Source organism: Stenotrophomonas indicatrix, from assembly GCF_050573115.1.
GTDB classification, from domain to species: Bacteria; Pseudomonadota; Gammaproteobacteria; order Xanthomonadales; family Xanthomonadaceae; genus Stenotrophomonas; species Stenotrophomonas lactitubi_A.
Genome location: NZ_JBNYZT010000001.1, coordinates 1,005,186 through 1,026,850 on the forward strand (window position 1 = coordinate 1,005,186; position 21,665 = coordinate 1,026,850).

The following is a 21,665-nucleotide window of genomic DNA, read 5'->3' on the forward strand; positions in this document are numbered from 1 at the left end:
CCGGAGCGCCCGCATGTCGCGTCGCCTGTTGCTGCTCACCATCGCGCTGCTGATGTTCCCGCAGCTGGCACAGACCCTGTACAGCCCTGCCCTGGCCGATCTCGCCGGGCGCTTCGCACTGCCACCGGGCGCCGCCAGCCAGGCGATGAGCCTTTACCTGTTCGGTTTCGCCGCCGGTGTCGCTCTGTGGGGATGGCTGGCCGACCGTATCGGCCGCCGCCCAGCCCTGCTCGGTGGCCTGGCCGTGTTCGCACTGGCGGCCTGCGGAGGCCTGCTGGCCAGCACGTTCGGCCAGGTCCTGCTGGCCCAGGCACTGGCCGCGCTGGGCGCGGCGGCGGCCTCGGTGGTGACCCAGACGGTACTGCGCGATCACCTGCAGGGGCCGGCCTTGGCGCAGGCGTTCTCGTGGATCGGCATGGCGCTGGCATTGAGCCCGGCGATCGGGCTGGCACTGGGGACGTTGCTGGTTGCCACCCATGGCTATGCCGGCGTGCAGGCAGGCCTGCTGCTGATTGCCCTACTGCTGATGCTCGGATGCACATCCGGCCTGCACGAGAGCCGCCCTGCCAACGTCGGGCACACCCCTCTGCTGCCACTGCTGCGGCAACTGCTCTGCGACCGCTGGATCTGGTCACAGGCGCTGCTGGTGATGGCATTCAACGTGGCCATGTACAGCTGGTACGCTCTGGGGCCCTTCGTGTTCGAGCGACTGCACTGGCCGCTGGCCTGGTTCGGTGCCAGCGGAGCGCTGCTGGCGCTGGGTTCGGCGCTGGGCGCCTGGGGCAATGGCCGCCTGCTACGCGCAGGCGCGTGCGCCACCACCCGCATCCAACTCGCCGCGGGGCTGGTGCTGGCCGGTGGCCTGTTGGCTGTACTGCTGCATGATCGACCCGCTCTGGTCGTGGCGATGGTGCCGGTGGTGACCGGCTTCGGCCTGGCCATTCCCAATGTGCTCGGCCAGGCCCTGCGCGGCTATCCGCATTGCCTCGGCAGCGCAGGCGCGCTGTTCGGCCTGCTCTATTACCTGTTGATCGGCGTGGCGATGGCCGTGGTCGGTGCACTGCAGCTGCTGGCACCGACGCTCATCGCATGCGGGCTGCTTGCACTTTGGCTGCAGCGGCCGCGCGCCGTTGTGGCCTAGGAATTATTGCAAAGGCCATGCGCTGTGCGCTGCTTCCGGAATCGCCCCCTATGCACTGGCTATCGTGCGCACTCTCCCCAACGAGGCAGATGCCCATGATCACCATCACCGCCGAACAGGCCCGCGCAAACGCAGATGCCGCTACGCGTCCTGTCGACCAGTACTACCGCGATCTCGACACGTCGATCCAGGCGGGGTCGGAAAATGGCCGCCGCTACATCGTGTTCGGCTTCAGCCAGGCATTGGCCAGCGAGCGGCTCGTCGAGGGCGTCGTCGCGCAGTTGCAGAAGAATGGCTTTGAGGTCGAACGACTGCCCAGCGATGCCGAGCAGCATTACATCCGCATCAGCTGGGAAGGAACCGCGCCGGCCCGGCTCAACGCCGGCTGATGGTGAACGCGGCGCCGTCCACGCCCAGGTCCCAGCCCTTGCCGGTGCCGGACAGGGCCAGCGAGATATCACCCTTCGTCATCACCTGCGCGTTGCTGGACTTCACTGCACCCGCGTGCGCGCCTACAGAGGCGTATGTGCCCAGCAGCTCACCGACGCTGCTGGCGCCGGTGAAGCTGCCACGGCCATCGGTGATCTTCGACTTGCCGACGGTCAGGCCGCCGCCCTTCAGCTGGATCCGCACCGGCATGCTGGCGCCGTTGGTGCAGTGGATGGTGCCGTTGCCCGAGGCGGTCTTGTAGATCAGCGACCAGCCCGACAGGTTGTAGCGCAGCTGGCAATCGAGGTTTCCGCCGGCCTGCGCGGTCGGGGCCAGGGAGGCAGTAGCCAGCGCCAGCAGCAGGGCAAAGGGCTTGGTATTCATTGGCAACACGTCCACATCGGTCGGAATGTGGGCGAATCTAGCAGCACGCGCGTGCACGTTGGATGCAGGCGCGCGCGGTGAGGCGGCAGGCGTTCAGGCGCCGTATCAGGCCTGCACATCCAGATGGAAGGCGTCGGCATCAAGCATCGCCGGGAAGCGTGCACGGTGCGAGGCCAGCGCTTCGGCGGAGATGGTGGTGGTCACCACCTGCTCGCGCTCGCGGATCTCCACCTGTGGCTGGCCGAGGAAGTCGATGACCGCACTATCGCCGGCGTAATGCAGCTGGTTGCCGTCCACGCCCACGCGATTGACCGCGGCGACGAAGCACAGGTTCTCGATGGCCCGCGCACGCAGCAGGGTCTTCCACGCATAGGCGCGCGCGGACGGCCAGTTGGCGACGAAGATCTGCAGATCGAAGTCCAGCTGTTCAACACGCTCGACGTTGTAGCGGTTGCGGCAGAACACCGGGAAACGCAGGTCGTAGCAGACCTGCGGATTGATCCGCCAGCCCTTCCATTCCACGCACAGGCGGTCGCGGCCGGCAGCATAGCGCTCGTGCTCGCCGCCGTAACGGAACAGATGGCGCTTGTCGTAGTACTGCAGGCTCCCGTCGGGGGTGGCGAACAGCAGGCGGTTGTAGACGCCCTCGCCATCGCGCAGCTGCACGCTGCCGATCACCGCCGCGTTCAAGGCCGTGGCCTGTTCGCGCACCCAGGCCACGGTCGGGCCGTCCATGCCTTCGGCCTGGGCGATCGCCTCGTTGGAAAAGCCACTGGTGAAGGTTTCCGGCAGGATCACCAGATCGGTGGTCCCGGCCAGCGGCGCCAGCAGCGCACCGTAGTAGGCGCGGTTGCCGGCCGGGTCGTGCCAGCGGGTGTCGCCTTGCACGAGGGAAATGCGCAGGTCATTCACGGGTGTCACCGTCTTCCGAATAGGGGACAAAATTGATGCTGTACGCAAATGGTCGGTCTCGCGGCGGTTCATCCAATTCGGCCTGATACACCTCGATCGCCCCGGTTATCGAGAAGCCAATCTCATTGCTGACATATCGAAGCATATCGGCGGCTTCGTCCGCGTCCGTCGCCCAGCCCTTCATCGACATCACTGCAGGACCCGGGCGGCATTCAAGACCATCGATCGGTTCACCGGCAACCCCGTCGGCCAGCACCGCAAAGTGCTGGAACGGGGTGGACAGACGACCGTAGCGAAGCTTGACCTTCCAGTCGTCTGCCAGTGCGTCTCCGCTCACAGCAGGCGCAGGCGTTCGATCGCCGCGTCCAGAGTGGCCTCGTTCTTGGCGAAGCACAGGCGCACCAGGCGCTGGCCGACCGGCGCGGTTTCGTAGAACGGCGACAGCGGGATGGCGGTGACGCCCTTCTCGATGGTCAGCCACTTCACGAACTCGTGGTCCGGCAGATCGCTGATGGCCGAGTAGTCCACCAGCTGGAAATAACCGCCCGGCACCGGCAGCGCCTTCAGGCGGGTACCGGCCAGCTGTTCACGGAAGCGGTCGCGCTTGGCCTCATAGAACGCACCCAGTTCCAGATGATGCTGCGGTTCGTCGCGGATCATCGCGGCAAAACCGTACTGCGCCGGGCCGAAACTGGTGAAGGTGTTGTACTGGTGCACCTTGCGGAATTCGGCGGTCATCGCCGGCGGCGCCACCGCGTAGCCGATCTTCCAGCCGGTGCAGTGATAGGTCTTGCCAAAGCTGGAGATGACGAAGGTGCGCTCGCGCAGCTCCGGGTAGCGCAATGCCGATTCATGGCGGCGGCCGTCGTAGATGATGTGCTCGTACACCTCATCGGAGATCAGGTAGATCTGCGTGCCGCGCAGCACATCGGCCAGCGCCTGCATGTCCGCTTCGTCCAGCATCGCACCGGACGGGTTGTGCGGGGTGTTGACCATCAGCAGGCGGGTGCGCGGGGTGATTGCCGCACGCACACGGTCCCAGTCGACGGCGAAGGTCTGCGGGTCCAGCGGCACATGCACTGCCGTGGCCCCGGCCAGCTCGATGGCTGGTTCGTAGCAGTCGTAGGCCGGGTCGAGCACGATCACCTCCTCACCGGCACGCACCACGGCGTGGATGGCGTTGAAGATCGCCTCGGTGGCGCCGCTGGTGACGGTGATCTCGGTGTCCGGATCGATCTGCGCGCCGTACAGGTCCAGCGACTTCTGCGCGATGGCCTGGCGCAGCGGTGCCACACCGGTCATCGGCGGGTACTGGTTCAGGCCGGCGGCCATCGCTTTGGTGGTCTCGTCGATCAGACGCTGCGGCGCTGAGAAATCCGGGAACCCCTGACCGAGGTTGACCGCGCCATGTTCGGCGGCGAGCTGGGACATCACGGTGAAGATCGTGGTACCGACCTTGGGCAGCTTGGTGTTCGGTTGCATCGGCCTGGGCTGTGGGGAAACAAGGGCTGGAAGTGTACGAAATCCCGACCCTGCCTGCGGCGCCGACGGTAGCGCCGGGTCATACCCGGCGGCTCTTTGCACATGCCACACCAGCGCCTGGCAGAGCTGCCGGCCAGCGGCCGGCACTACCCGGTGCGGTTTCACCGCTACAATTGCCGCCGCACTCCCGCATGAAGACCCCTGCGCCTTGAACACCCCTGCATTGCTGGCTGCCAGCGGCCTGAGCTTCTCCCGCAATGACGAGCCGGTGTTCGGCCCGCTGGACTTCCACGTGGATGCTGGCGAGGCGCTGCTGGTGCAGGGTGGCAATGGAGCCGGCAAGACCACCCTGCTGCGCGTGCTGTCGGGCTTGGCTCGCCCGGGCGCAGGTCAGGTGCTGATCGATGGCAAGCCGGCCAGCAACGCCGAACGTGCGCGCTATGTCGCCTACCTCAGCCACCTGCCGGCACTGAAGCCGGACCTGGACACGCTGGAGAACCTGCATTTCCTGTGCGGCCTGCACGGCCGCCGCGCACGGCAGATGCCGGGCAATGCCCTGGCCATCGTTGGTCTGGCCGGCTATGAGGACACCCTGGTGCGGCACCTGTCAGCCGGACAGAAGCGGCGCCTGGCGCTGGCCCGCATCTGGCTGTCGCCGGCACCGCTGTGGCTGCTCGACGAACCCTATGCCAACCTCGACCTCGAAGGCATCAACCTGGTCAACCGGATGATATCCGCACACCTGCGCAGCGGCGGCGCCGCCCTGGTCACCACCCATGGCGCCTATGCCGCCCCGCCGGTGCGCACCCGCCAGCTCGACCTCGGCGGTGCCGCATGATCGCGCCAGGCACCGAGCCGGGCCTGTGGCAGACCGCCCGCGCCCTGGTTACTCGCGATCTGCGCCTGCTCTGGCGCCGTCGCGGCGATGCGCTGCAGCCGCTGCTGTTCGCCCTGCTGGTGGTGGTGCTGTTCGCCCTCGCCCAGGGCCGGGACCCGCAGCCGCTGGCTGCCACCGCCGGTGCGGTGCTGTGGTTGGCGGTGCTGCTGGCCGGGCAGCTGGCGCTGGATTCGCTGTTCCGCTCCGATGCCGAAGACGGTTCGCTCGAACAATGGCTGCTGGCGCCGGTGCCACTGGCGTGGCTGGTGCTGGTACGGGTGCTGCTGCATTGGGCGACCACCGCCCTGCCGTTGATCATCGTGAGCCCGCTGCTGGCGGAAATGCTGCATCTGCCGCATGACCAGCTGCCGATGTTGCTGGCATCGTTGCTGTTGGGAACACCGTTGTTGAGCCTGATCGGTGGCGTGGTCGCTGCACTGACCGTGGGCATCCGGCGCTCTGGTATTCTCGTGGCGTTGCTGTCGTTGCCGCTGTACGTACCGGTGCTTGTCTTCGGTGCTGGCAGCCTGGCGGCAGCCAGCCGCGGACAGGATCCGGTCGGTGCGCTGCTGATGCTGGGCGCTGGACTGGTGATCGCCCTGGTGCTGGCACCGCTGGCGACCGCTGCTGCGATCCGTATTTCTCTGAGTTGACCGAGCTGAGAGCCAATCCACCCCTGCTGGATAGCCGCCACGCATGAATCCGATTGTCCGCTGGTTCCATCAACTCGGCTCGCCTCCCACGTTCGATCGTTTCGCTGCCCGCTGGTCGCGACTGTTCTACATCGCCGCGGTACCGGTGCTGTTGGTCGGTATGTGGCAGGCGCTGCTGGTGGTGCCGCCGGAAGCCCGCCAGCTGGACAGCTTCCGCATCCTCTACATCCACGTGCCCAGCGCCTGGATGAGCCTGTTCGTGTTCGCGCTGATGGCGCTGTACGCCGCCATCGCACTGATCTGGCGGATCAAGATCTGCGAGATCCTGGCCATGGCCTGTGCGCCGATGGGCGCCGGTTTCACCCTGATAACCCTGGTGACCGGCAGCATCTGGGGCAAAGGCACCTGGGGCACGTGGTGGGACTGGGACCCGCGCATGACCAGCGAGCTGGTGCTGCTGTTCCTGTACCTGGGCGTGATCGGCCTGTACCACGCCATCGAAGACCGCCGCAGTGCCGCGCGTGCCGCCGGCCTGCTGGCCATCGTCGGCGTCAGCCTGTTGCCGGTGATCCGTTACTCGGTGGACTGGTGGGGCGGCCTGCACCAGCGCCAGTCGATCAGCGTGTTCGGTGAATCGGCCATCCGTACCGAGCTGATTGCTCCGCTGTGGTGGATGGTGATCGCCACCAAACTCTGGTTCTGTGGTTCGCTGCTGGCCAAGGCGCGTGCCGACAACCTGTACCGCGAGGCCGGCAAGGCCTGGGTTGGCGACCTCGTCGATGCCCGTGCAACCGAGGTGGAGGAATCGCGGCCATGACTCACCTGCCCTTCGTGATCGGCGCCTACGCCGTGTTCGTGCTGGTGCTCGGCGCCGATGCCCTTGGGTCGTGGCTGCGCCTGCGCGCGGCACGCCGCCAGGCGCAGTCGCGCCAGCAGCGGCAGCAGGCCCGTCAGGCCGCACAGCAGGTCACCGCGCCTGCGCTGTCGACGGAGCTGGAGCGATGACGCCGGTCCAACGCCGTCGTCTGGTCTGGGTGCTGCTGGCCCTGCTCGCCTCCGGGCTGGCCACCGCGCTGGTGGCCATGGCGCTGGAACGCAACATCGCTTACCTGTACACGCCCTCGGAAGTACTGCGCGGCGATGTCGATGCACAGACCCGGTTCCGCCTTGGCGGCATGGTGGTGAAGGGTTCCTTCAACCGCCCGCTCGGCTCGTTGGAAGCGCACTTCAAGGTCACCGACGGCGATGCGCAGTTGCCGGTGTCGACCTCGCGGATACTGCCGGACATGTTCGCCGAAGGCACTGCCGTGGTCGCAAGTGGTCGCCTGCAGGACGGCACGTTCGTCGCCGACGAAGTACTGGCCAAGCACGATGAGAAGTACGTACCCAAGGAAGTGGCCGACAAGATGGGCCAGGCCCATCGCAAGCATGATGTGCCGGTCACGGCGCCCGAGGTGCGCTGAGTGCTTCCCGAATTCGGTCAGATCCTCCTGCTCTGCGCGTTGCTGGCCTCGCTGCTGCAGGCAGTGCTGCCGCTGGTCGGTGCGCAGCGCGGCAACGACGCATGGATGTCGGTTGCCCGCCCGGCAGCCTTTGCCCAGCTGGTGCTGCTGGCCGGCGCCTTCGCCGTACTGACGGCGGCCTTCGTGCAGCAGGACTTCTCGGTGCGCTACGTGGCCGAGAACTCCAATTCACTGCTGCCGCTGATCTACCGCTATTCGGCGGTGTGGGGTGCGCACGAAGGCTCGCTGCTGATGTGGGCGCTGGTGCTGGCGCTGTGGACCGGTGCGGTGGCGCTGTTCTCGCGGCATCTGCCGGCACCGGTACAGGCGCGCGTGCTGGCGGTGATGGGCGTGGTCAGCGTCGGCTTCCTCGCGTTCCTGATCTTCACCTCCAATCCGTTCCTGCGCCTGAACCCGGTGCCGCTGGAAGGCCGTGATCTCAACCCACTGCTGCAGGATCCGGGGCTGATCATCCATCCGCCGATGCTCTACCTGGGCTACGTCGGCTTCGCAGTGCCGTTCGCCTTCGCCGTGGCGGCGCTGCTGGAAGGCCGCGTCGATGCACGCTGGCAACGCTGGACGCGGCCTTGGACCAACGTCGCCTGGGGCTTCCTCACGCTGGGCATCGCACTGGGCAGCTGGTGGGCGTACTACGAACTGGGCTGGGGCGGCTGGTGGTTCTGGGACCCGGTCGAGAACGCCAGCTTCATGCCGTGGCTGGTTGGCGCGGCGTTGATCCATTCGCAGGCAGTGACCGAAAAACGCGGCACCTTCGGCAGCTGGACGCTGCTGCTGGCCATCGCGGCGTTCGCGCTGTCGCTGCTGGGCACTTTCCTGGTCCGCTCCGGCGTGCTGACCAGCGTGCATTCGTTCGCGGCCGATCCCTCGCGTGGGCTGTTCATCCTGATCTTCCTGTCGGTGCTGGTGGGTGGCAGCCTGCTGCTGTATGCGCTGCGTGCGCCGCGACTGGCCGTGGATGCCGGCGATCCGCGCCGTGGCTTCACCGCAACCTCGCGCGAAACCCTGCTGCTGGCCAACAACCTGCTGCTGGCCAGCGCCTGCGCGATGGTCCTGCTCGGCACCCTCTACCCGCTGCTGGCCGATGCGCTGTCGCTGGGCAAGATCTCGGTGGGTCCACCGTACTTCGGCAGCCTGTTCCTGCTGTTGATGGCACCGATGGTGATGCTGCTGCCGTTCGGTCCGCTGGTGAAGTGGCAGCGCGACCAACCCTCGCGCGCTCTGGCATTGCTGTTGCCATGGGCGGGCCTGGCCGTGCTGCTCGGCGCCTGGGCATGGTGGCAGGCGCCGCAGAATGGCTGGAAGGCAGGCATCGGCGTCGCGGCCGCAGCCTGGGTCGGTCTGGGCACCGCCCGTTTTGTCTGGCAGCGTTTGCGTGGAAATGGCCGCTTCACTGCCGAGATGCTTGGCATGATCGTCGCCCACGCCGGTGTCGCGGTGTTCCTGGCCGGTGCGCTGCTGGTGGAAGCCTTGAACGTGCAACGCGAAGTCGCGCTGTCACCGGGCCAGCAGGTAGTGGTTGCCGGCCACGAAGTGCGCTTCGAGGGCGTGGACCACCGTGAAGGCCCCAATTTCATTGCTGACCGCGGTCATCTGCGGGTGCTGCGCGATGGTCGCGAACTGGCGCTGCTGCATCCGGAGAAGCGCCAGTACGCCAGCGGCGGCCAGGTGATGACCGAAGCCGGCATCGATGCACGCCTCAGCGGTGATGTCTACGTGGCATTGGGCGAGCCGCTGGGCAACAATGCGTGGGCGGTACGGGTGCATATCAAGCCCTTCGTGCGCTGGATCTGGCTGGGCGCGCTGTTGATGGCCCTGGGCGGATTCATCGCCGCCGCCGATCGCCGCTTTCGTCGTCCGTAGGAGTTCCCCATGTCCGAGTCACCCGCCCCACGCCCTTCCCGCCCGCTGCCGCCGGTAGCCATCGTGATTGGCGTCCTGTTCTTCTTCGGCCTGCTTGGCCTGATGATCTACGGGGTGATGAAATCGGGCGATCCGCAGCGCGATGTGCTGCCTTCGGCACTGATCGACAAGCCGGCGCCGGCGTTCGCGCTGCCGGTGCTGCATGATCCGCAGATGATCGTGCGCAGCGAAGAACTGCGTGGTGCGCCCTACCTGCTCAACGTCTGGGGCAGCTGGTGCGCGGCCTGCCGTGAAGAACATCCGGTGCTGACCCGCTTCGCCGAGAGCAAGCGCGTACGCGTGATCGGCTACAACTGGAAGGATGAACCGACCGACGCGCTGCACTGGCTGGAACAGCTGGGCAACCCGTTCATGGTCGTGTTGAGCGACATCGAAGGCCGCACCGCCATCGACTGGGGCGTGACGGCAGCACCGGAGACCTTCCTGGTCGATGGCAGTGGCATCGTGCGTTGGAAGTACAGCGGCGCGATGACCCAGCAGGTGGTGGATGAGAAGTTGATTCCGGCGCTGGAAAAGCTTGAGAAGGCCCAAGGCGATGCCGGCAACACTCTGCACGCCTCGCCGTAAGCGCATGCGCTGGCTGCTGCCCCTGCTGCTGGCACTGACCCTAGCGGCGCCGAACGCCAGCCTCGCCCAACAGCCGGTGCATGATGCGCGGCCGCTGGTGTTCCGCGATACGGCCGAGGAAGCGCGCTTCCACGACCTGGCGGCGCAGCTGCGTTGCGTGCAGTGCCAGAACCAGTCATTGGCCGATTCCAACGCGCAGATCGCGCAGGACCTGCGCCGTGAAGTGCTGCAGTTGATGCAGCAGGGCCTCGACGATGCGGCCATAAAGCAGTTCCTGGTCGCCCGCTATGGCGAATTCGTGCTCTATCAACCGCCGCTGCAACCGGGTACCTGGCTGCTGTGGGGCGGTCCGCTGCTGGTACTGGGTGGCGGCGCGCTGGTGGTGATGGGCATCGTCCGTCGTCGCAGCCGGCAGATGGATGCATCCACTGCGGCGAATTCAACCGAGGGAGAGGACTGGTGACGCACTGGTTGCCGATGGTCGCCGCAATGGCCGCTGCGCTGTTGGCCGCCGTAGTGCTGTGGCCGCTGCGCCAGCAAGGCCGTCGCAGCTTCGTGCTGGGGGTGGTGGCACTGGGCGTGGCCGGCGCCTGCCTGTACCTGTTGGTCGGCAATCCCCGCGCGGCACAGGTGCAGCCCGTCCCCTCGGTCGCCACCCTACGTGACGGCGTAGAGGCACTGCAGCAGGCGCTGCAGCGTGACCCGCAGCGCGCCGATGGCTGGGCGCTGCTGGGCCGTTCGCAGGCTGAGCTGGGCAATGCCGCCGCTGCGGCCGACGCCTTCAACCGCGCCGCAGCCCTGGCACCGGACGAACCGGGCGTGCTGGTCGAGGCTGCGCAGGCCCGCGCGCAGGCCGATCCCGGCAAGCAGTTCGATGACACAGCGCTGGCATGGCTGCAGCGCGCGCGCACGCTGTCACCCGATGCCGAGCGTGCGAGCTGGCTGCTTGGCATCGCGCTGCGCCAACGTGGCCGCAATGCAGAGGCCGCTGACCTTTGGAGCACGCTGCTGCCACGCCTCGAGCCGGGTGCCGCGCAGGCGCTGCAGGCGCAGATCGCCATCGCCCGTGAGGCAGCCGGCCCGCCGTCGGACTCACCGGCAGCGGCACCGCTGCTGCAGGTGCGGGTGCACCTGCCCGCATCGTTGAAAGCGAGTGATTGGCCGGCCAGCACCCAGGTGTTCGTGCTGGCGCGCGCCGTGGGCGGCCCGCCGATGCCGGTGGCTGCACGCAAGCTGCCGCTGGCCGGCTTCCCTGCAACGGTGGGCCTCGGCGACGGCGACAGCCCGATGCCGACCGCACCGTTGTCGGCGCATCGCGAAGTGGAAGTACTGGCGCGCATTTCGCGCAGCGGCAGCGCCAACCGCAGCGAGGACGACCTGCAGACCACGCCGGTCAAGGTCAGCCTGCCGCATGACGGCATGGTGGAGCTGCGGTTCCCGTAACACCGTGCGACCCGGTAGTGCCGGCCGCTGGCCGGCAACCAGGCACCTGCATCGAGGATCTTGAGGTTGCCGGCCAGCGGCCGGCACTACCTGGCCTTGGCCCTGACGCGCCGATGGAAACCAGCGTGTCGCCAGCTGCACATGCCGCCCCGCTAGAATGCCCGCATGACCGAATTCATTCCGCCCGGCACCCGCTTCCATGCCCTGCCCTCACCCTTTCCGTGCAAGCGCGGCGGCGCCCTGCATGGCGCGCGCGTGGCCTACGAGACTTGGGGCACGCTGGACGCAGACGCCAGCAATGCGATCCTGATCGTCACCGGCCTGTCGCCCGACGCGCATGCGGCGGCCAACGAAGCCAATCCTGCACCGGGCTGGTGGGAAGCCATGATCGGCCCCGGCAAGCCGATCGATACAGACCGCTGGTTCGTGGTCTGCGTGAACTCGCTGGGCAGCTGCAAGGGCTCCACCGGCCCTGCATCGATCAATCCAGCCAGCGGCGAGCTGTATCGACTGGATTTTCCGGAACTTTCCATCGAAGACGGCGCACACGCGGCGGTCGACGCGGTACGCGCGCTGGGCATCGAACAGCTCGCCTGCGTGATCGGCAATTCAATGGGCGGGATGACGGCGCTGGCAGTGTTGCTGCTGCATCCGGGCATCGCCCGCAGCCATATCAACATTTCCGGCAGCGCGCAGGCCCTGCCCTTCTCGATCGCCATCCGTTCGCTGCAGCGCGAAGCGATCCGGCTGGATCCGCGCTGGAACGGCGGCCACTACGACAATGAGGCATACCCGGAATCGGGCATGCGCATGGCACGCAAGCTGGGCGTCATCACCTACCGCTCGGCGCTGGAATGGGATGGCCGCTTCGGTCGCGTCCGGCTGGATTCGGACCAGGCCGACGACGACCCGTTCGGCCTGGAATTCCAGGTCGAAAGCTATCTGGAAGGCCACGCACGCCGGTTCGTACGCTTCTTCGATCCGAACTGCTACCTGTACCTGAGCCGCTCGATGGACTGGTTCGACCTGGCCGAGTATGGCGATGGCGATGTGCTGGCCGGACTGGCCAGGATCCGCGTCGGCAAGGCGCTGGCGATCGGCGCCAACACCGACATCCTGTTCCCGGTACAGCAGCAGCAACAGGTCGCCGATGGCCTGCGCGCCGGCGGCGCCGACGCACGTTTCATCGGCCTGGAATCACCGCAGGGCCATGACGCGTTCCTGGTCGACTTCGAACGTTTCGGTCCAGCCGTTCGCGGCTTCCTCGACGAACTGTAGTGGTGTGGCGGCGCAACCTCGCACTGGCCGCGTTCGGTGCGTTGATCGGCCTGACCGCAACCGGCGTGTTTCCGCTATGGCTGGGCGCATGGTGTGCATTGGCCAGCGCGGTGTCATTCGGTCTGTATGGACACGACAAGCGCGCCGCGCAGCGAAAACAGCAGCGGACGCCGGAACGCACGCTGCAGCTGCTGGCCTTTGCCGGCGGCTGGCCCGGCGCCCTGCTTGGCCAGGCATTGTTCCGTCACAAACATCGCAAGGCGCAGTTCCAGTGGGTGTTCGGGTTGTGCGTGCTGGCCAACGTGGCCACGATCGCGGTGATGCTGCGCGAATTTTCGCAGTAGCTGCCCTGTAGATCCACGCCACGTGTGGATATGCCGACCAAGGTCGGCATCTACCGAAGCGGTTCGCGGACCAATACCCCATCGCGCAACCGGTACTGCACATCCACCACACCTGCGGGCAGGTCATCGTGGGTGATCATCAACAGGCTGCGTCCTTCCAGCAGCGCCGGCAGGTCCCGCAGCAGTGCGCGCGCGGTATCCACGTCCAAGCCTTCGGTGGGTTCATCCACCAACAGGATCGGTGCATTGCGCAGCAGCGCGCGCGCCAGCGCCAGACGTCGCGCCTGGCCAGCCGACATCGTCGCGCCGTTCTCGCCCACCCAGGCCTGCAGGCCGCCGTTGCGCTCGGCCCATTCGCCCAGCCGTACCCGCTGCAGCACCGCCCACAACGCTTCGTCGCTGGCCTCCGGATCGCCCAAACGCAGGTTCTCGGCCACGCTGCCGGCAAACACCGGCGCGTTCTGCGGCAGCCACGCCAGGTGCCGGTGCCAGTCGGCCTGGGCGACATCGCGCAGATCCTGGCCACCGTAGGTCAGCCGCCCTTGCTGCGGATCCCACAGACGCAACAGCAGGCTCGACAACGTGGTCTTGCCGCTGCCGCTGTCGCCACGGATGGCGATGCGCTCGCCCGGCGCCAGCGTCAGCTGCAGGCCACACAGGACCGGGCGTGCGGCGCCCGGCCACTGGAAATGCACGTCGTCCCAGTGCACGGTCGCGGCCTGCGCCAGCGGCTGTGGCGCTGCCGGCTCTTCCACCGAAGGCGGTTGCTCGACGATGGACTGCAGACGCGCGGCCGCAATGCGGCCCGATTGCAGCGACTGCCAGGCCAGGCCCATGCCCGCCCACAGCTCGATCATCGCCGCCGTCAGGAACACCAGGCCGGCCGCCATTTCCGGCGCGATCCGTTGTTGTTCGGCCGCATGCAGCGCCAGCGCCAGCATCGCCACCAGTCCGAGCCCGGCCAGCACGCCGTGCAGCGTTGATGCAGCGATCAGGCGCAGGCGTCGACGACGATCGCGCGAGGCCACCTGTTTGGCCGCCACCCGCACCTTCAACTGCCAAGCATTGCCGGCGTGCAGCGCGGCCAGATCCGCCGCCCCTTCCAGCCCCTCGAATGCCGCCGTGCGCAGTGCCGCACGATGTGCAGCGCGATCGGCCTCTTCGCTGTCATGGCCACGTACGCCCAGCCACGGCACGCCGATGCCGATCAGCAGCGCCAGTACCGCCAGCAGCAGCGCTGCCGAAGGCAGGATCAACGCCGCCGAGCCCACGCCCACCAGCGTCAACGCAGCCAGCGCCAGCAGCGGGCCGATGGCACGCACCAACAGGCCATCGATTTCGCCGATGTCGCCCAGCAGCCGCGCCAGCAGATCGCCGGTGCGGGTCGCCCCCAGCCGCGCCGGCGCCAGCGGCAACGCACGGCGGAAGAACCACACGCGCAGATCGCGGGCGATGCGCAGGGTGGCGTCATGCCCCACCAGTTTTTCGAAGTAGCGCGATGCGATGCGCGCCATGGTCAGTCCGCGGATGCCCGCCGACGGAGTGAAGAAATTGAAGCCCTGGCCAAGGCCCGCTGCACCGGCCAGCGCTGCAGCGGTCAGGAAGCCGCCCGACAGGCCCAGCAGTGCGGTGCCGGCCAGCATCGTGGTCCACAACAACAGCACCGCCAGCAGCAGGCGCGGGCGATGGCGCAGGAACACCGTGCGCAGCGAATCGGAAGACCGGCTCATGCGCGCACCGCCTGCGCCGGTTCAACCAGACGCCCTCCGGGCAGCAGCAGGCAGCGGTCGGCCCAGGCGATCACCGCCGGGCTGTGGGTGGCTACCACCACGCTGCGTCCGCGCGCATACGCGGCCAGGCTGCGCAGCAGCGCCGCTTCGGTTTCGGCGTCGAGAAAAGCAGTCGGCTCATCCAGCAGCAGCACCTGCGGATCGCGCAGAAGCAGACGCGCCAGGCCGATGCGACGTGCTTCGCCACCGGACAGGCCGAAGCCGCGCTCGCCGATCAGCGTATCCAGCCCCTGTGGCAGGCGCTGCGCGAACTGCAGCACCTGTGCGGCTTCGGCAACGGCGCGCAGACGCGCATCACTGGCACCGGAATCGGCCAGGCGCAGGTTCTCGGCAATGGTGCCGTGGAACAGATAGGGGCGCTGGCTGGCATAGGCCACCTGCAGTCCCGGCCGCAGTTGTACGCGGCCCGCGCGCGGCGGCAGCCAACCGGCCAACGCTTCCAGCAACGTGCTCTTGCCGCTGCCACTGGGGCCGACCAGGGCCAGGCGCTGCCCCGGTTCCAGCTGCAGGTCCAGGTTCTGCAACACGTCGTGGGTAGCGCCCAACGGGCGCAGCACCAGACCGTGCGCCTGCAGCGGCGGCAAGGCGGCCTCGGCCGGCTCCGGTGCCAGCGGCACACTGCCATCGGTAGTGGTCGTCTCCTCTTCCGGCAGCACCTGCAGCAGGCGCTCCACCTCGGCCGCAGCGGCCAGCGCATTGGCACGGTCGTGATAGTGCGCGGCCAAGCGCCGCAACGGTGCGTAGAACTCCGGTGCCAGCAGCAGGCAGAACAAGCCCGCCCCCAGCGTCGGCACGGTGGCATGCAGCGACATCAGGCCCAGATAACTCAGGCCCAGATACAACGCGACCATCGCCACGCTGACCGACGCAAAGAATTCCAGCACGGTGGATGACAGGAAGGCGATGCGCAGCACCTTCATGGTGCGTACGCGAACGCCCTCGGCCGCCGCCTCGATGCCCTCCAGTTCGGCCTCGCCCCGCCCGTATAGGCGCAGCAGGCCCAAGCCTTTGATGCGATCGGCAAAATGCCCGCTCATCCGCGCCAGCTCGCCCAGCTGCGCGCGTCCAGCCGCTTCGGCGCCCCAGCCGACCAGCATCATGAAAAACGGCACCAGCGGCGCGGTGAACAGCAGGATCAGTGCGACCACCCAATCGACCCAGGCCACAGCAGCCAGGATCAACAACGGCACCACCACCACTTCGGTGCGTACCGGCAGATAACCACTGTAGTAATTCTCGATGGCATCGCCGTGATGCAGCATCAGCTCACCCAGTTCACCGGTGCGGCGCTGCCGCAGCCACAACGGTCCGTGCCCGAGCAGGCGCGCAAAGACACGCTCACGCAGGGACAGGCGTGCGGCATCGGCAACGTCACCGGCCGCGGCCTGGGTGGCACTGCCCAGCAGGGTCCGCACCACCAGGATCACCGCCAGCGCGGCCAGCACCGGCAGGCCCTGGGCCAACGGCGCGCGCTCCACCAGCACCTGCTGCACCAGCCAGGCGATGGCGGCGGCCTGGCCGATCAACAGCGCACCGGACACGCTGATGCACAACGACGCCAGCCGCTGCCGTCCCTTCCCGGCACGGGCCAGATCGGCCAGCCACGCGGTGCGGACACGCCGCAAGCGGGTCGATTCGTCATCCCGATCACGGGTGTCAGCGGTCGGTTCGGCAGCGCTCAAGGCTCTTCACAGGCAGCAGGGGATGGACGGCATTGTAGGCGCAGGCAACCGCCTTCCCCTGCGGCCGGCGGTCGCAGTCTTCATCGGGTTGGCATACGATCCCCCTGAACACCTGTTCATACATTGATCTGGATCAAGGCTGTTTGAAGTAGTCGGTCACATCATTCACCCCGTAGACCACCCTTCCCGCCACCTGCAACGGCACTATCCAACGAGGTAGCCAGGCCATGATTGATCAGACAGTCGTAGAACTGTCGCGGCTGCAATTCGCTCTGACCGCGATGTACCACTTCCTATTCGTACCGCTCACGCTTGGCCTGTCCTTCATGGTGGCCATCATGGAAAGCGTGTACGTCATGACCCGCAAGCAGGTCTGGCGGCAGATGACCCTGTTCTGGGGCACCCTGTTCGGCATCAACTTCGCCATCGGCGTGGCCACCGGCCTGGTGATGGAGTTCCAGTTCGGCATGAACTGGTCGTACTACAGCCACTACGTGGGTGACATCTTCGGTGCGCCGCTGGCCATCGAAGGCCTGATGGCGTTCTTCCTGGAAGCCACCTTCATCGGTCTGTTCTTCTTCGGCTGGAAGCGCCTGAGCCCGGTCAAGCACCTCACCGTGACCTGGCTGATGGCGCTGGGCACCAATCTGTCTGCGGTGTGGATCCTGATCGCCAACGGCTGGATGCAGAACCCGACCGGTGCGGTGTTCAACCCCGAAACCATGCGCATGGAAGTGGTCGACTTCGCCGCAGTGCTGCTGAACCCGGTGGCACAGGCCAAGTTCGTGCACACCGTCAGTGCCGGCTACGTGACCGGTGCGATCTTCGTGATGTCGATCAGCGCCCTGTACCTGCTGCGCAACAAGCACAGGGACATGGCGCGCCGTTCGTTCGCGGTGGCCGCAGCCTTCGGCCTGCTGTCCTCGCTGTCGGTGGTCGTGCTGGGTGACGAGAGCGGCTATGCCGCCAGCGAACACCAGAAGATGAAGCTGGCCGCGATCGAAGCGATGTGGGAGACCGAGCGTGCGCCGGCTGACTTCACCGCCTTCGGCATTCCCAACCAGGACACACACACCAACGACTACGCGATCAAGATCCCGTACCTGATGGGCCTGATCGCCACCCGTTCGCTGGACCAGCCGATTCCCGGCATCCTGGAACTGGTGGACCGTGCCGAGCACCGCATCCGCGGTGGCCAGATCGCCTATGGCGCACTGGAACGGGTGAAGAAGGACAAGACCGATCTTGCAGCGCGTGAAATGTTCGACCGCCATTGGCAGGATCTCGGCCATGGCCTGCTGCTGAAGCGTTACCGCGAAGACATCCTCAACGCGACGCCGGAGGAAATCTCCAAGGCCGCGATGGATACCGTACCGCGCGTGGCGCCGCTGTTCTGGACCTTCCGCATCATGGCCGGGCTGGGCTTCTACCTGATCGCCTTCTTCGCGCTGGCCTTCTACTACTCCTGCCGCAACAACTTCCAGGACAAGCGCTGGTTCCTGAAGCTGGCCGTGTGGAGCCTGCCGGCGCCGTGGATCGCGATCGAATGCGGTTGGTTCGTGGCCGAGTACGGCCGCCAGCCGTGGGCGGTGGACGGCGTGCTGCCCACCTTCTATGCGGCATCGGGCCTGGCACTGCATGAAATCCTGACCACGCTGGCGGTGTTCACCAGCCTGTACACGGTGCTGCTGATCATCGAAATCAAGCTGATGCTGAAGGCGGTCCGCAAGGGTCCTGATGACATCCTGCCGACGCTGCAGGCCGACATCCGCCCTGTTTCCCCCAATGCCGTTGCCCCCGGCCAGGCCTGAGGCAGGAGAATCCAGATGGAATTCATTGCACTTGATTACACCACGCTCCGCGTGATCTGGTGGCTGCTGCTCGGCATCCTGCTGGTCGGCTGGGCCGTCATGGATGGTTTCGACCTGGGCGTCGGCACCCTGCTGCCGTTCGTGGCCAAGACCGACGAAGAACGCCGGCTGGTGATCAACACCGTCGGCCCGGTCTGGGAAGGCAACCAGGTCTGGTTGGTGCTGGGTGGCGGCGCGATCTTCGCCGCATGGCCGCCGCTGTATGCGGTCAGCTTCTCCGGCTTCTACCTGGCGGTGTTTGCGATGCTGTTCGGGCTGATCCTGCGCCCGGTCGGCTTCAAGTACCGCAGCAAGCTGCCGTCCAAGCGCTGGCGCGACAACTGGGACCGCGTGCTGTTCGTCGGTGGCCTGCTGCCGGGCCTGATTGCCGGTGTCGCGGTGGGCAACGTGCTGCTGGGTGTGCCGTTCCACTTCGATGACACGCTGCGCGTGACCTACACCGGTTCGTTCTTCGGCCTGCTCACGCCGTTCGCGCTCATCGCCGGCCTGATCAGCGTGGCCATGCTGGTGTCGCACGGTGCGGCCATGCTGGTGCTCAAGACCGACGGCCCGGTGGCCGAACGTGCAGCGCGCTACGGCAGTGTCGCCGCCATCATCAGCTTCGTGTTGTTCGCCGCTGCCGGCGCCTGGGTGGCCTTCGGCCTGCCGGGCTATCAGATCACCTCGCAGGTGGTGACCGACGGGCCGACCAATCCGCTGTTGAAGACCGCCGAACTGGGTACCGCCGCAGGCGGCTGGCTGCGCAACTACAGCAGCATGCCGGCAACGCTGGTGTTCCCGGTGCTGGGCCTGCTGGGCGCACTTGCCAGTGCGGTACTGCTGCGCGCTCGTCGTGGAGGCCTGGCCTTCATCGCCTCGGGCGCGTCCATTGCCGGCATCATCCTCACCGTCGGCTTTGCGATCTTCCCGTTCCTGCTGCCGTCCTCCAGCCAGCCCACCTCCAGCCTGACCGTCTGGGACAGTTCGTCCAGCCACCTCACGCTGTGGGTCATGCTGCTGGCCACGGCCATCTTCCTGCCGATCATCCTCGCCTACACCACCTGGGTATACCGCGTACTGAAGGGCAAGACGACGGTCGAAGACATGGACGACAACCCCAACGCGTACTGATTGCCCGTGTGCCGGCCCAGGGTCGGCACACCCCTCGCACATAGGAGATTGACCATGTGGTATTTCGCCTGGATTCTCGGCGCTGGCCTGGCTTCGGTCGTGGCCATCCTCAACGGGATGTGGTTCGAAGCGCGCGAAAGCGCCCGCACCGACAAGGAAGTGCGTTGAAACTGTAAAAAAGGGTTGCCGATACGGCCTTCACACCGTATTCTTGGCGGCTCCTTCGGGGTGTAGCTCAGTCTGGTAGAGCGCTACGTTCGGGACGTAGAGGTCGCAGGTTCGAATCCTGTCTCCCCGACCACTTCGGTGGTCGCATTGAAGCCTGGTGAAGTCTTCCAGGCTTTTTTGTTCTCCGCAGGAGTCGCTGTCACGGCAGCGAAGCAGAACGGTCCTCCCCCTTGCCGCCATCGGGGGAAATGGCTAGAATAGGCGGCTCCCTTCGGGGTGTAGCTCAGTCTGGTAGAGCGCTACGTTCGGGACGTAGAGGTCGCAGGTTCGAATCCTGTCTCCCCGACCACTTCGGTGGTCATCAAGAAGCCTGGAAGACATCACCGTCCTCCGGGTTTTTTTGTGTCTGCAATCCGGGACACACGACTGCGCCGCCATCGGCGACGTGCCACCCCGGACCGGGGTCGAGGACCTGACGCGGCCGGCCACGTACAATGGCCGCCACTCCCCCACCTGCCACACCGGCCCCGTCCGGTGCGGGCGCTGCACGCCACCTGCACGGCGTGCGCCACCTGCAAGGAACACCGCATGACGTCCCCCACCTCCCCTTCGCCATCGTTGCTGCACGGTCGCCTGCTGGCGTTCGCCGCAATCCTGCTGGCAGCGGTCAACCTGCGTACCGCCGTCACTTCGATCACCCCGCTGCTGGACGTGCTGGGTCAGCAGTTCGGCTTCGGCACCACCATGACCGGCGTGCTGGGTATGCTGCCGACCGCTTCGTTCGCACTGTTCGGCGTTGCCACCCCGGCGCTGGCACGACGCCTGGGCCTTGAGCGCACCACCCTGCTGGCCATGCTGATGGCCGCCACCGGCCTGCTGCTGCGCTCCAGTGCCGGCAATGTCGGCACCCTGCTGCTGGGCTCGGTGATCGCACTGGCGGGCATGGGTATCGGCAACGTGGTGGTGCCGCCGCTGGTGAAGCGCTACTTCGCCAACAAGGTCGGCACCATGAGCACGCTGTACATCAGCGTGCTGCAGTTGGGCACGATGATGCCGGCGCTGCTGGCGGTGCCGATGGCCAACGCCGCAGGCTGGCGGGTGTCGCTGGGCATGTGGGCGCTGCTGGCGCTGGCCGCCACCCTGCCATGGCTGTTGCTGGCGCGCCGTGCACCGAAACCGGTGCTGGACAGCAACGATCCCACCGTGCAGCCGCACGGCAAGGTCTGGCGCACGTCATTGGGCTGGAGCATGACGTTGATGTTCGGCATGACCTCGCTGATGACCTACTCGATGTTCACCTGGCTGCCGCGCATCGTGGTCGAAGCCGGTGCCACGCCCGCCTTCGGCGGAGTGATGGTGGCGGTGTTTTCGGCCCTGGGCCTGCTGCCATCGCTGGTGATCCCTTCGCTGGCGGTGCGCCTGCAGAATCCCTTCCCGCTGGTGCTGATCGGCTTCTCCGCCTTCGTCATCGCCTTCGCCGGCCTGCTGTTCGCCCCGATGAAGGCGCCGCTGCTGTGGGCCTGCCTGCTGGGCGTGGGGCCATCCACGTTCCCGCTGGCGCTGACCCTGATCAATCTGCGCACGCGCACCCCCACGGGCTCGGCGGCCTTGTCCGGCTTCATGCAGGGCGTGGGCTACAGCTTCAGCTGCCTGGGCCCGTTCCTGGTCGGCTGGCTGCACACCGTCAGCGAGGGCTGGACCCTGCCCTTCGCATTCCTGTTCGGCTGCGCGGTGCTGATGCTGTGCGCCTCGTGGGTGGCCTGCAAGCCGCGCAAGCTGGAAGACCTATGGTGACCGGCCCGACGGCCTGACACCCCCGTTGCGCAGTCGACCACCTTACTGCGCATGCCCCGCTGCCGCCGCCTACACACCGTCACCGCAGCGGGTGACGTAGCGTGTCCAAAGCTGACCCGTTTCGTGTCCAGAACCGCCCCTGCAGCGTGCCGCACACCCGGGCCAACGGCACCACGCTGCCGTTGGCCGGCATAGGTGATCGCGGAAAAGCATCGTCCAGACAACGGGTTGCGGCGAGGCTGGCCGGTCCTTCGCTGACGCTCCGTCAACCAGGTATGGACCGGAACCGGGCGCATT

General features: G+C 66.9%; 23 protein-coding genes and 2 tRNA genes. 19 read left to right on the top strand and 6 right to left on the bottom strand.

The features are described from left to right. Positions 1-13: 13 nt before the first annotated feature. Both ACQ5SA_RS04510 and ACQ5SA_RS04515 read left to right on the top strand, forming a co-directional pair. Entirely contained in the window at positions 14-1,141 is a 1,128-nt protein-coding gene (locus ACQ5SA_RS04510; protein WP_108265425.1) for an MFS transporter, read from the top strand. 95 nt (positions 1,142-1,236) lie between these two features. Next, the gene (locus ACQ5SA_RS04515; protein ID WP_108265424.1) at positions 1,237-1,530 is read left to right on the top strand and encodes a hypothetical protein; all 294 of its coding nucleotides are present in this window, start codon (positions 1,237-1,239) and stop codon (positions 1,528-1,530) included. Here the strand turns inward: ACQ5SA_RS04515 and ACQ5SA_RS04520 are convergent. From ACQ5SA_RS04520 to ACQ5SA_RS04535, 4 genes are all read right to left on the bottom strand, one after another. Continuing rightward, positions 1,517-1,954, bottom strand: a complete 438-nt coding sequence (locus ACQ5SA_RS04520; protein ID WP_180166407.1) for a hypothetical protein — start codon at positions 1,952-1,954, stop codon at positions 1,517-1,519. The genes ACQ5SA_RS04515 and ACQ5SA_RS04520 overlap by 14 nt on opposite strands. Positions 1,955-2,059: 105 nt before the next feature. Further along, complete coding sequence (locus tag ACQ5SA_RS04525) at positions 2,060-2,866, bottom strand: amidohydrolase (protein WP_499312895.1); 807 nt, start codon at positions 2,864-2,866, stop codon at positions 2,060-2,062. Beyond that, positions 2,859-3,203 (bottom strand): hypothetical protein, encoded by a 345-nt coding sequence (locus ACQ5SA_RS04530; protein ID WP_353099218.1) that lies wholly within the window; start codon positions 3,201-3,203, stop codon positions 2,859-2,861. Before ACQ5SA_RS04530 ends, ACQ5SA_RS04525 begins: the two co-directional genes overlap by 8 nt. Then, the gene (locus ACQ5SA_RS04535; RefSeq protein WP_229979571.1) at positions 3,200-4,348 is read right to left on the bottom strand and encodes a pyridoxal phosphate-dependent aminotransferase; all 1,149 of its coding nucleotides are present in this window, start codon (positions 4,346-4,348) and stop codon (positions 3,200-3,202) included. Before ACQ5SA_RS04535 ends, ACQ5SA_RS04530 begins: the two co-directional genes overlap by 4 nt. Here ACQ5SA_RS04535 and ccmA point away from each other — a divergent pair. From ccmA to ACQ5SA_RS04590, 11 genes are all read left to right on the top strand, one after another. Further along, entirely contained in the window at positions 4,335-5,186 is an 852-nt protein-coding gene (ccmA, locus tag ACQ5SA_RS04540) for a heme ABC exporter ATP-binding protein CcmA (RefSeq protein ID WP_499313337.1), read from the top strand. The two genes, ACQ5SA_RS04535 and ccmA, sit on opposite strands and share 14 nt — an antisense overlap. Continuing rightward, the gene (gene ccmB / locus ACQ5SA_RS04545; RefSeq protein WP_499312896.1) at positions 5,183-5,878 is read left to right on the top strand and encodes a heme exporter protein CcmB; all 696 of its coding nucleotides are present in this window, start codon (positions 5,183-5,185) and stop codon (positions 5,876-5,878) included. Before ccmA ends, ccmB begins: the two co-directional genes overlap by 4 nt. Positions 5,879-5,921: 43 nt before the next feature. Continuing rightward, entirely contained in the window at positions 5,922-6,695 is a 774-nt protein-coding gene (gene ccmC, locus ACQ5SA_RS04550) for a heme ABC transporter permease CcmC (protein ID WP_499312898.1), read from the top strand. Continuing rightward, entirely contained in the window at positions 6,692-6,883 is a 192-nt protein-coding gene (ccmD, locus tag ACQ5SA_RS04555) for a heme exporter protein CcmD (RefSeq protein WP_229979569.1), read from the top strand. Before ccmC ends, ccmD begins: the two co-directional genes overlap by 4 nt. Beyond that, on the top strand, positions 6,880-7,341 hold the full coding sequence (gene ccmE / locus ACQ5SA_RS04560; protein ID WP_100460633.1) for a cytochrome c maturation protein CcmE: 462 nt from the start codon (positions 6,880-6,882) through the stop codon (positions 7,339-7,341). Before ccmD ends, ccmE begins: the two co-directional genes overlap by 4 nt. Then, the gene (locus ACQ5SA_RS04565) at positions 7,342-9,261 is read left to right on the top strand and encodes a heme lyase CcmF/NrfE family subunit (RefSeq protein WP_108265417.1); all 1,920 of its coding nucleotides are present in this window, start codon (positions 7,342-7,344) and stop codon (positions 9,259-9,261) included. A gap of 9 nt (positions 9,262-9,270) precedes the next feature. After that, positions 9,271-9,888 (top strand): DsbE family thiol:disulfide interchange protein, encoded by a 618-nt coding sequence (locus ACQ5SA_RS04570; protein WP_025876469.1) that lies wholly within the window; start codon positions 9,271-9,273, stop codon positions 9,886-9,888. 4 nt (positions 9,889-9,892) lie between these two features. After that, the gene (locus ACQ5SA_RS04575; protein ID WP_353099223.1) at positions 9,893-10,351 is read left to right on the top strand and encodes a cytochrome c-type biogenesis protein; all 459 of its coding nucleotides are present in this window, start codon (positions 9,893-9,895) and stop codon (positions 10,349-10,351) included. Further along, positions 10,345-11,331: a tetratricopeptide repeat protein gene (locus tag ACQ5SA_RS04580; RefSeq protein WP_499313342.1), complete on the top strand. Its 987-nt coding sequence runs from the start codon at positions 10,345-10,347 to the stop codon at positions 11,329-11,331. Before ACQ5SA_RS04575 ends, ACQ5SA_RS04580 begins: the two co-directional genes overlap by 7 nt. 165 nt (positions 11,332-11,496) lie before the next feature. After that, positions 11,497-12,609: a homoserine O-acetyltransferase MetX gene (metX, locus tag ACQ5SA_RS04585; RefSeq protein ID WP_499312900.1), complete on the top strand. Its 1,113-nt coding sequence runs from the start codon at positions 11,497-11,499 to the stop codon at positions 12,607-12,609. Further along, positions 12,609-12,953: a DUF1294 domain-containing protein gene (locus ACQ5SA_RS04590; RefSeq protein ID WP_499312902.1), complete on the top strand. Its 345-nt coding sequence runs from the start codon at positions 12,609-12,611 to the stop codon at positions 12,951-12,953. Before metX ends, ACQ5SA_RS04590 begins: the two co-directional genes overlap by 1 nt. Positions 12,954-13,003: 50 nt before the next feature. Here the strand turns inward: ACQ5SA_RS04590 and cydC are convergent, their stop codons facing one another. Continuing rightward, positions 13,004-14,683: a thiol reductant ABC exporter subunit CydC gene (cydC, locus tag ACQ5SA_RS04595; protein WP_499312904.1), complete on the bottom strand. Its 1,680-nt coding sequence runs from the start codon at positions 14,681-14,683 to the stop codon at positions 13,004-13,006. Continuing rightward, on the bottom strand, positions 14,680-16,425 hold the full coding sequence (cydD, locus tag ACQ5SA_RS04600; protein WP_499312905.1) for a thiol reductant ABC exporter subunit CydD: 1,746 nt from the start codon (positions 16,423-16,425) through the stop codon (positions 14,680-14,682). The genes cydC and cydD overlap by 4 nt, the downstream gene beginning before the upstream one ends. A 227-nt stretch (positions 16,426-16,652) precedes the next feature. Between cydD and ACQ5SA_RS04605 the strand changes: the two genes are divergently transcribed. From ACQ5SA_RS04605 to ACQ5SA_RS04630, 6 genes are all read left to right on the top strand, one after another. Beyond that, a complete protein-coding gene (locus tag ACQ5SA_RS04605; RefSeq protein ID WP_089236210.1) occupies positions 16,653-18,236 on the top strand; it encodes a cytochrome ubiquinol oxidase subunit I in 1,584 nt (527 codons plus the stop codon). 15 nt (positions 18,237-18,251) lie between these two features. Next, on the top strand, positions 18,252-19,406 hold the full coding sequence (cydB, locus tag ACQ5SA_RS04610) for a cytochrome d ubiquinol oxidase subunit II (protein ID WP_108267628.1): 1,155 nt from the start codon (positions 18,252-18,254) through the stop codon (positions 19,404-19,406). A gap of 54 nt (positions 19,407-19,460) precedes the next feature. Next, the gene (gene cydX / locus ACQ5SA_RS04615; protein ID WP_108267630.1) at positions 19,461-19,574 is read left to right on the top strand and encodes a cytochrome bd-I oxidase subunit CydX; all 114 of its coding nucleotides are present in this window, start codon (positions 19,461-19,463) and stop codon (positions 19,572-19,574) included. Between the two features lie 56 nt (positions 19,575-19,630). Then, a tRNA-Pro gene (locus ACQ5SA_RS04620) sits at positions 19,631-19,707 on the top strand. A gap of 139 nt (positions 19,708-19,846) precedes the next feature. Further along, positions 19,847-19,923, top strand: a tRNA-Pro gene (locus ACQ5SA_RS04625). 239 nt (positions 19,924-20,162) lie between these two features. Continuing rightward, complete coding sequence (locus ACQ5SA_RS04630) at positions 20,163-21,368, top strand: CynX/NimT family MFS transporter (protein ID WP_108267632.1); 1,206 nt, start codon at positions 20,163-20,165, stop codon at positions 21,366-21,368. Positions 21,369-21,665 lie beyond the last annotated feature (297 nt).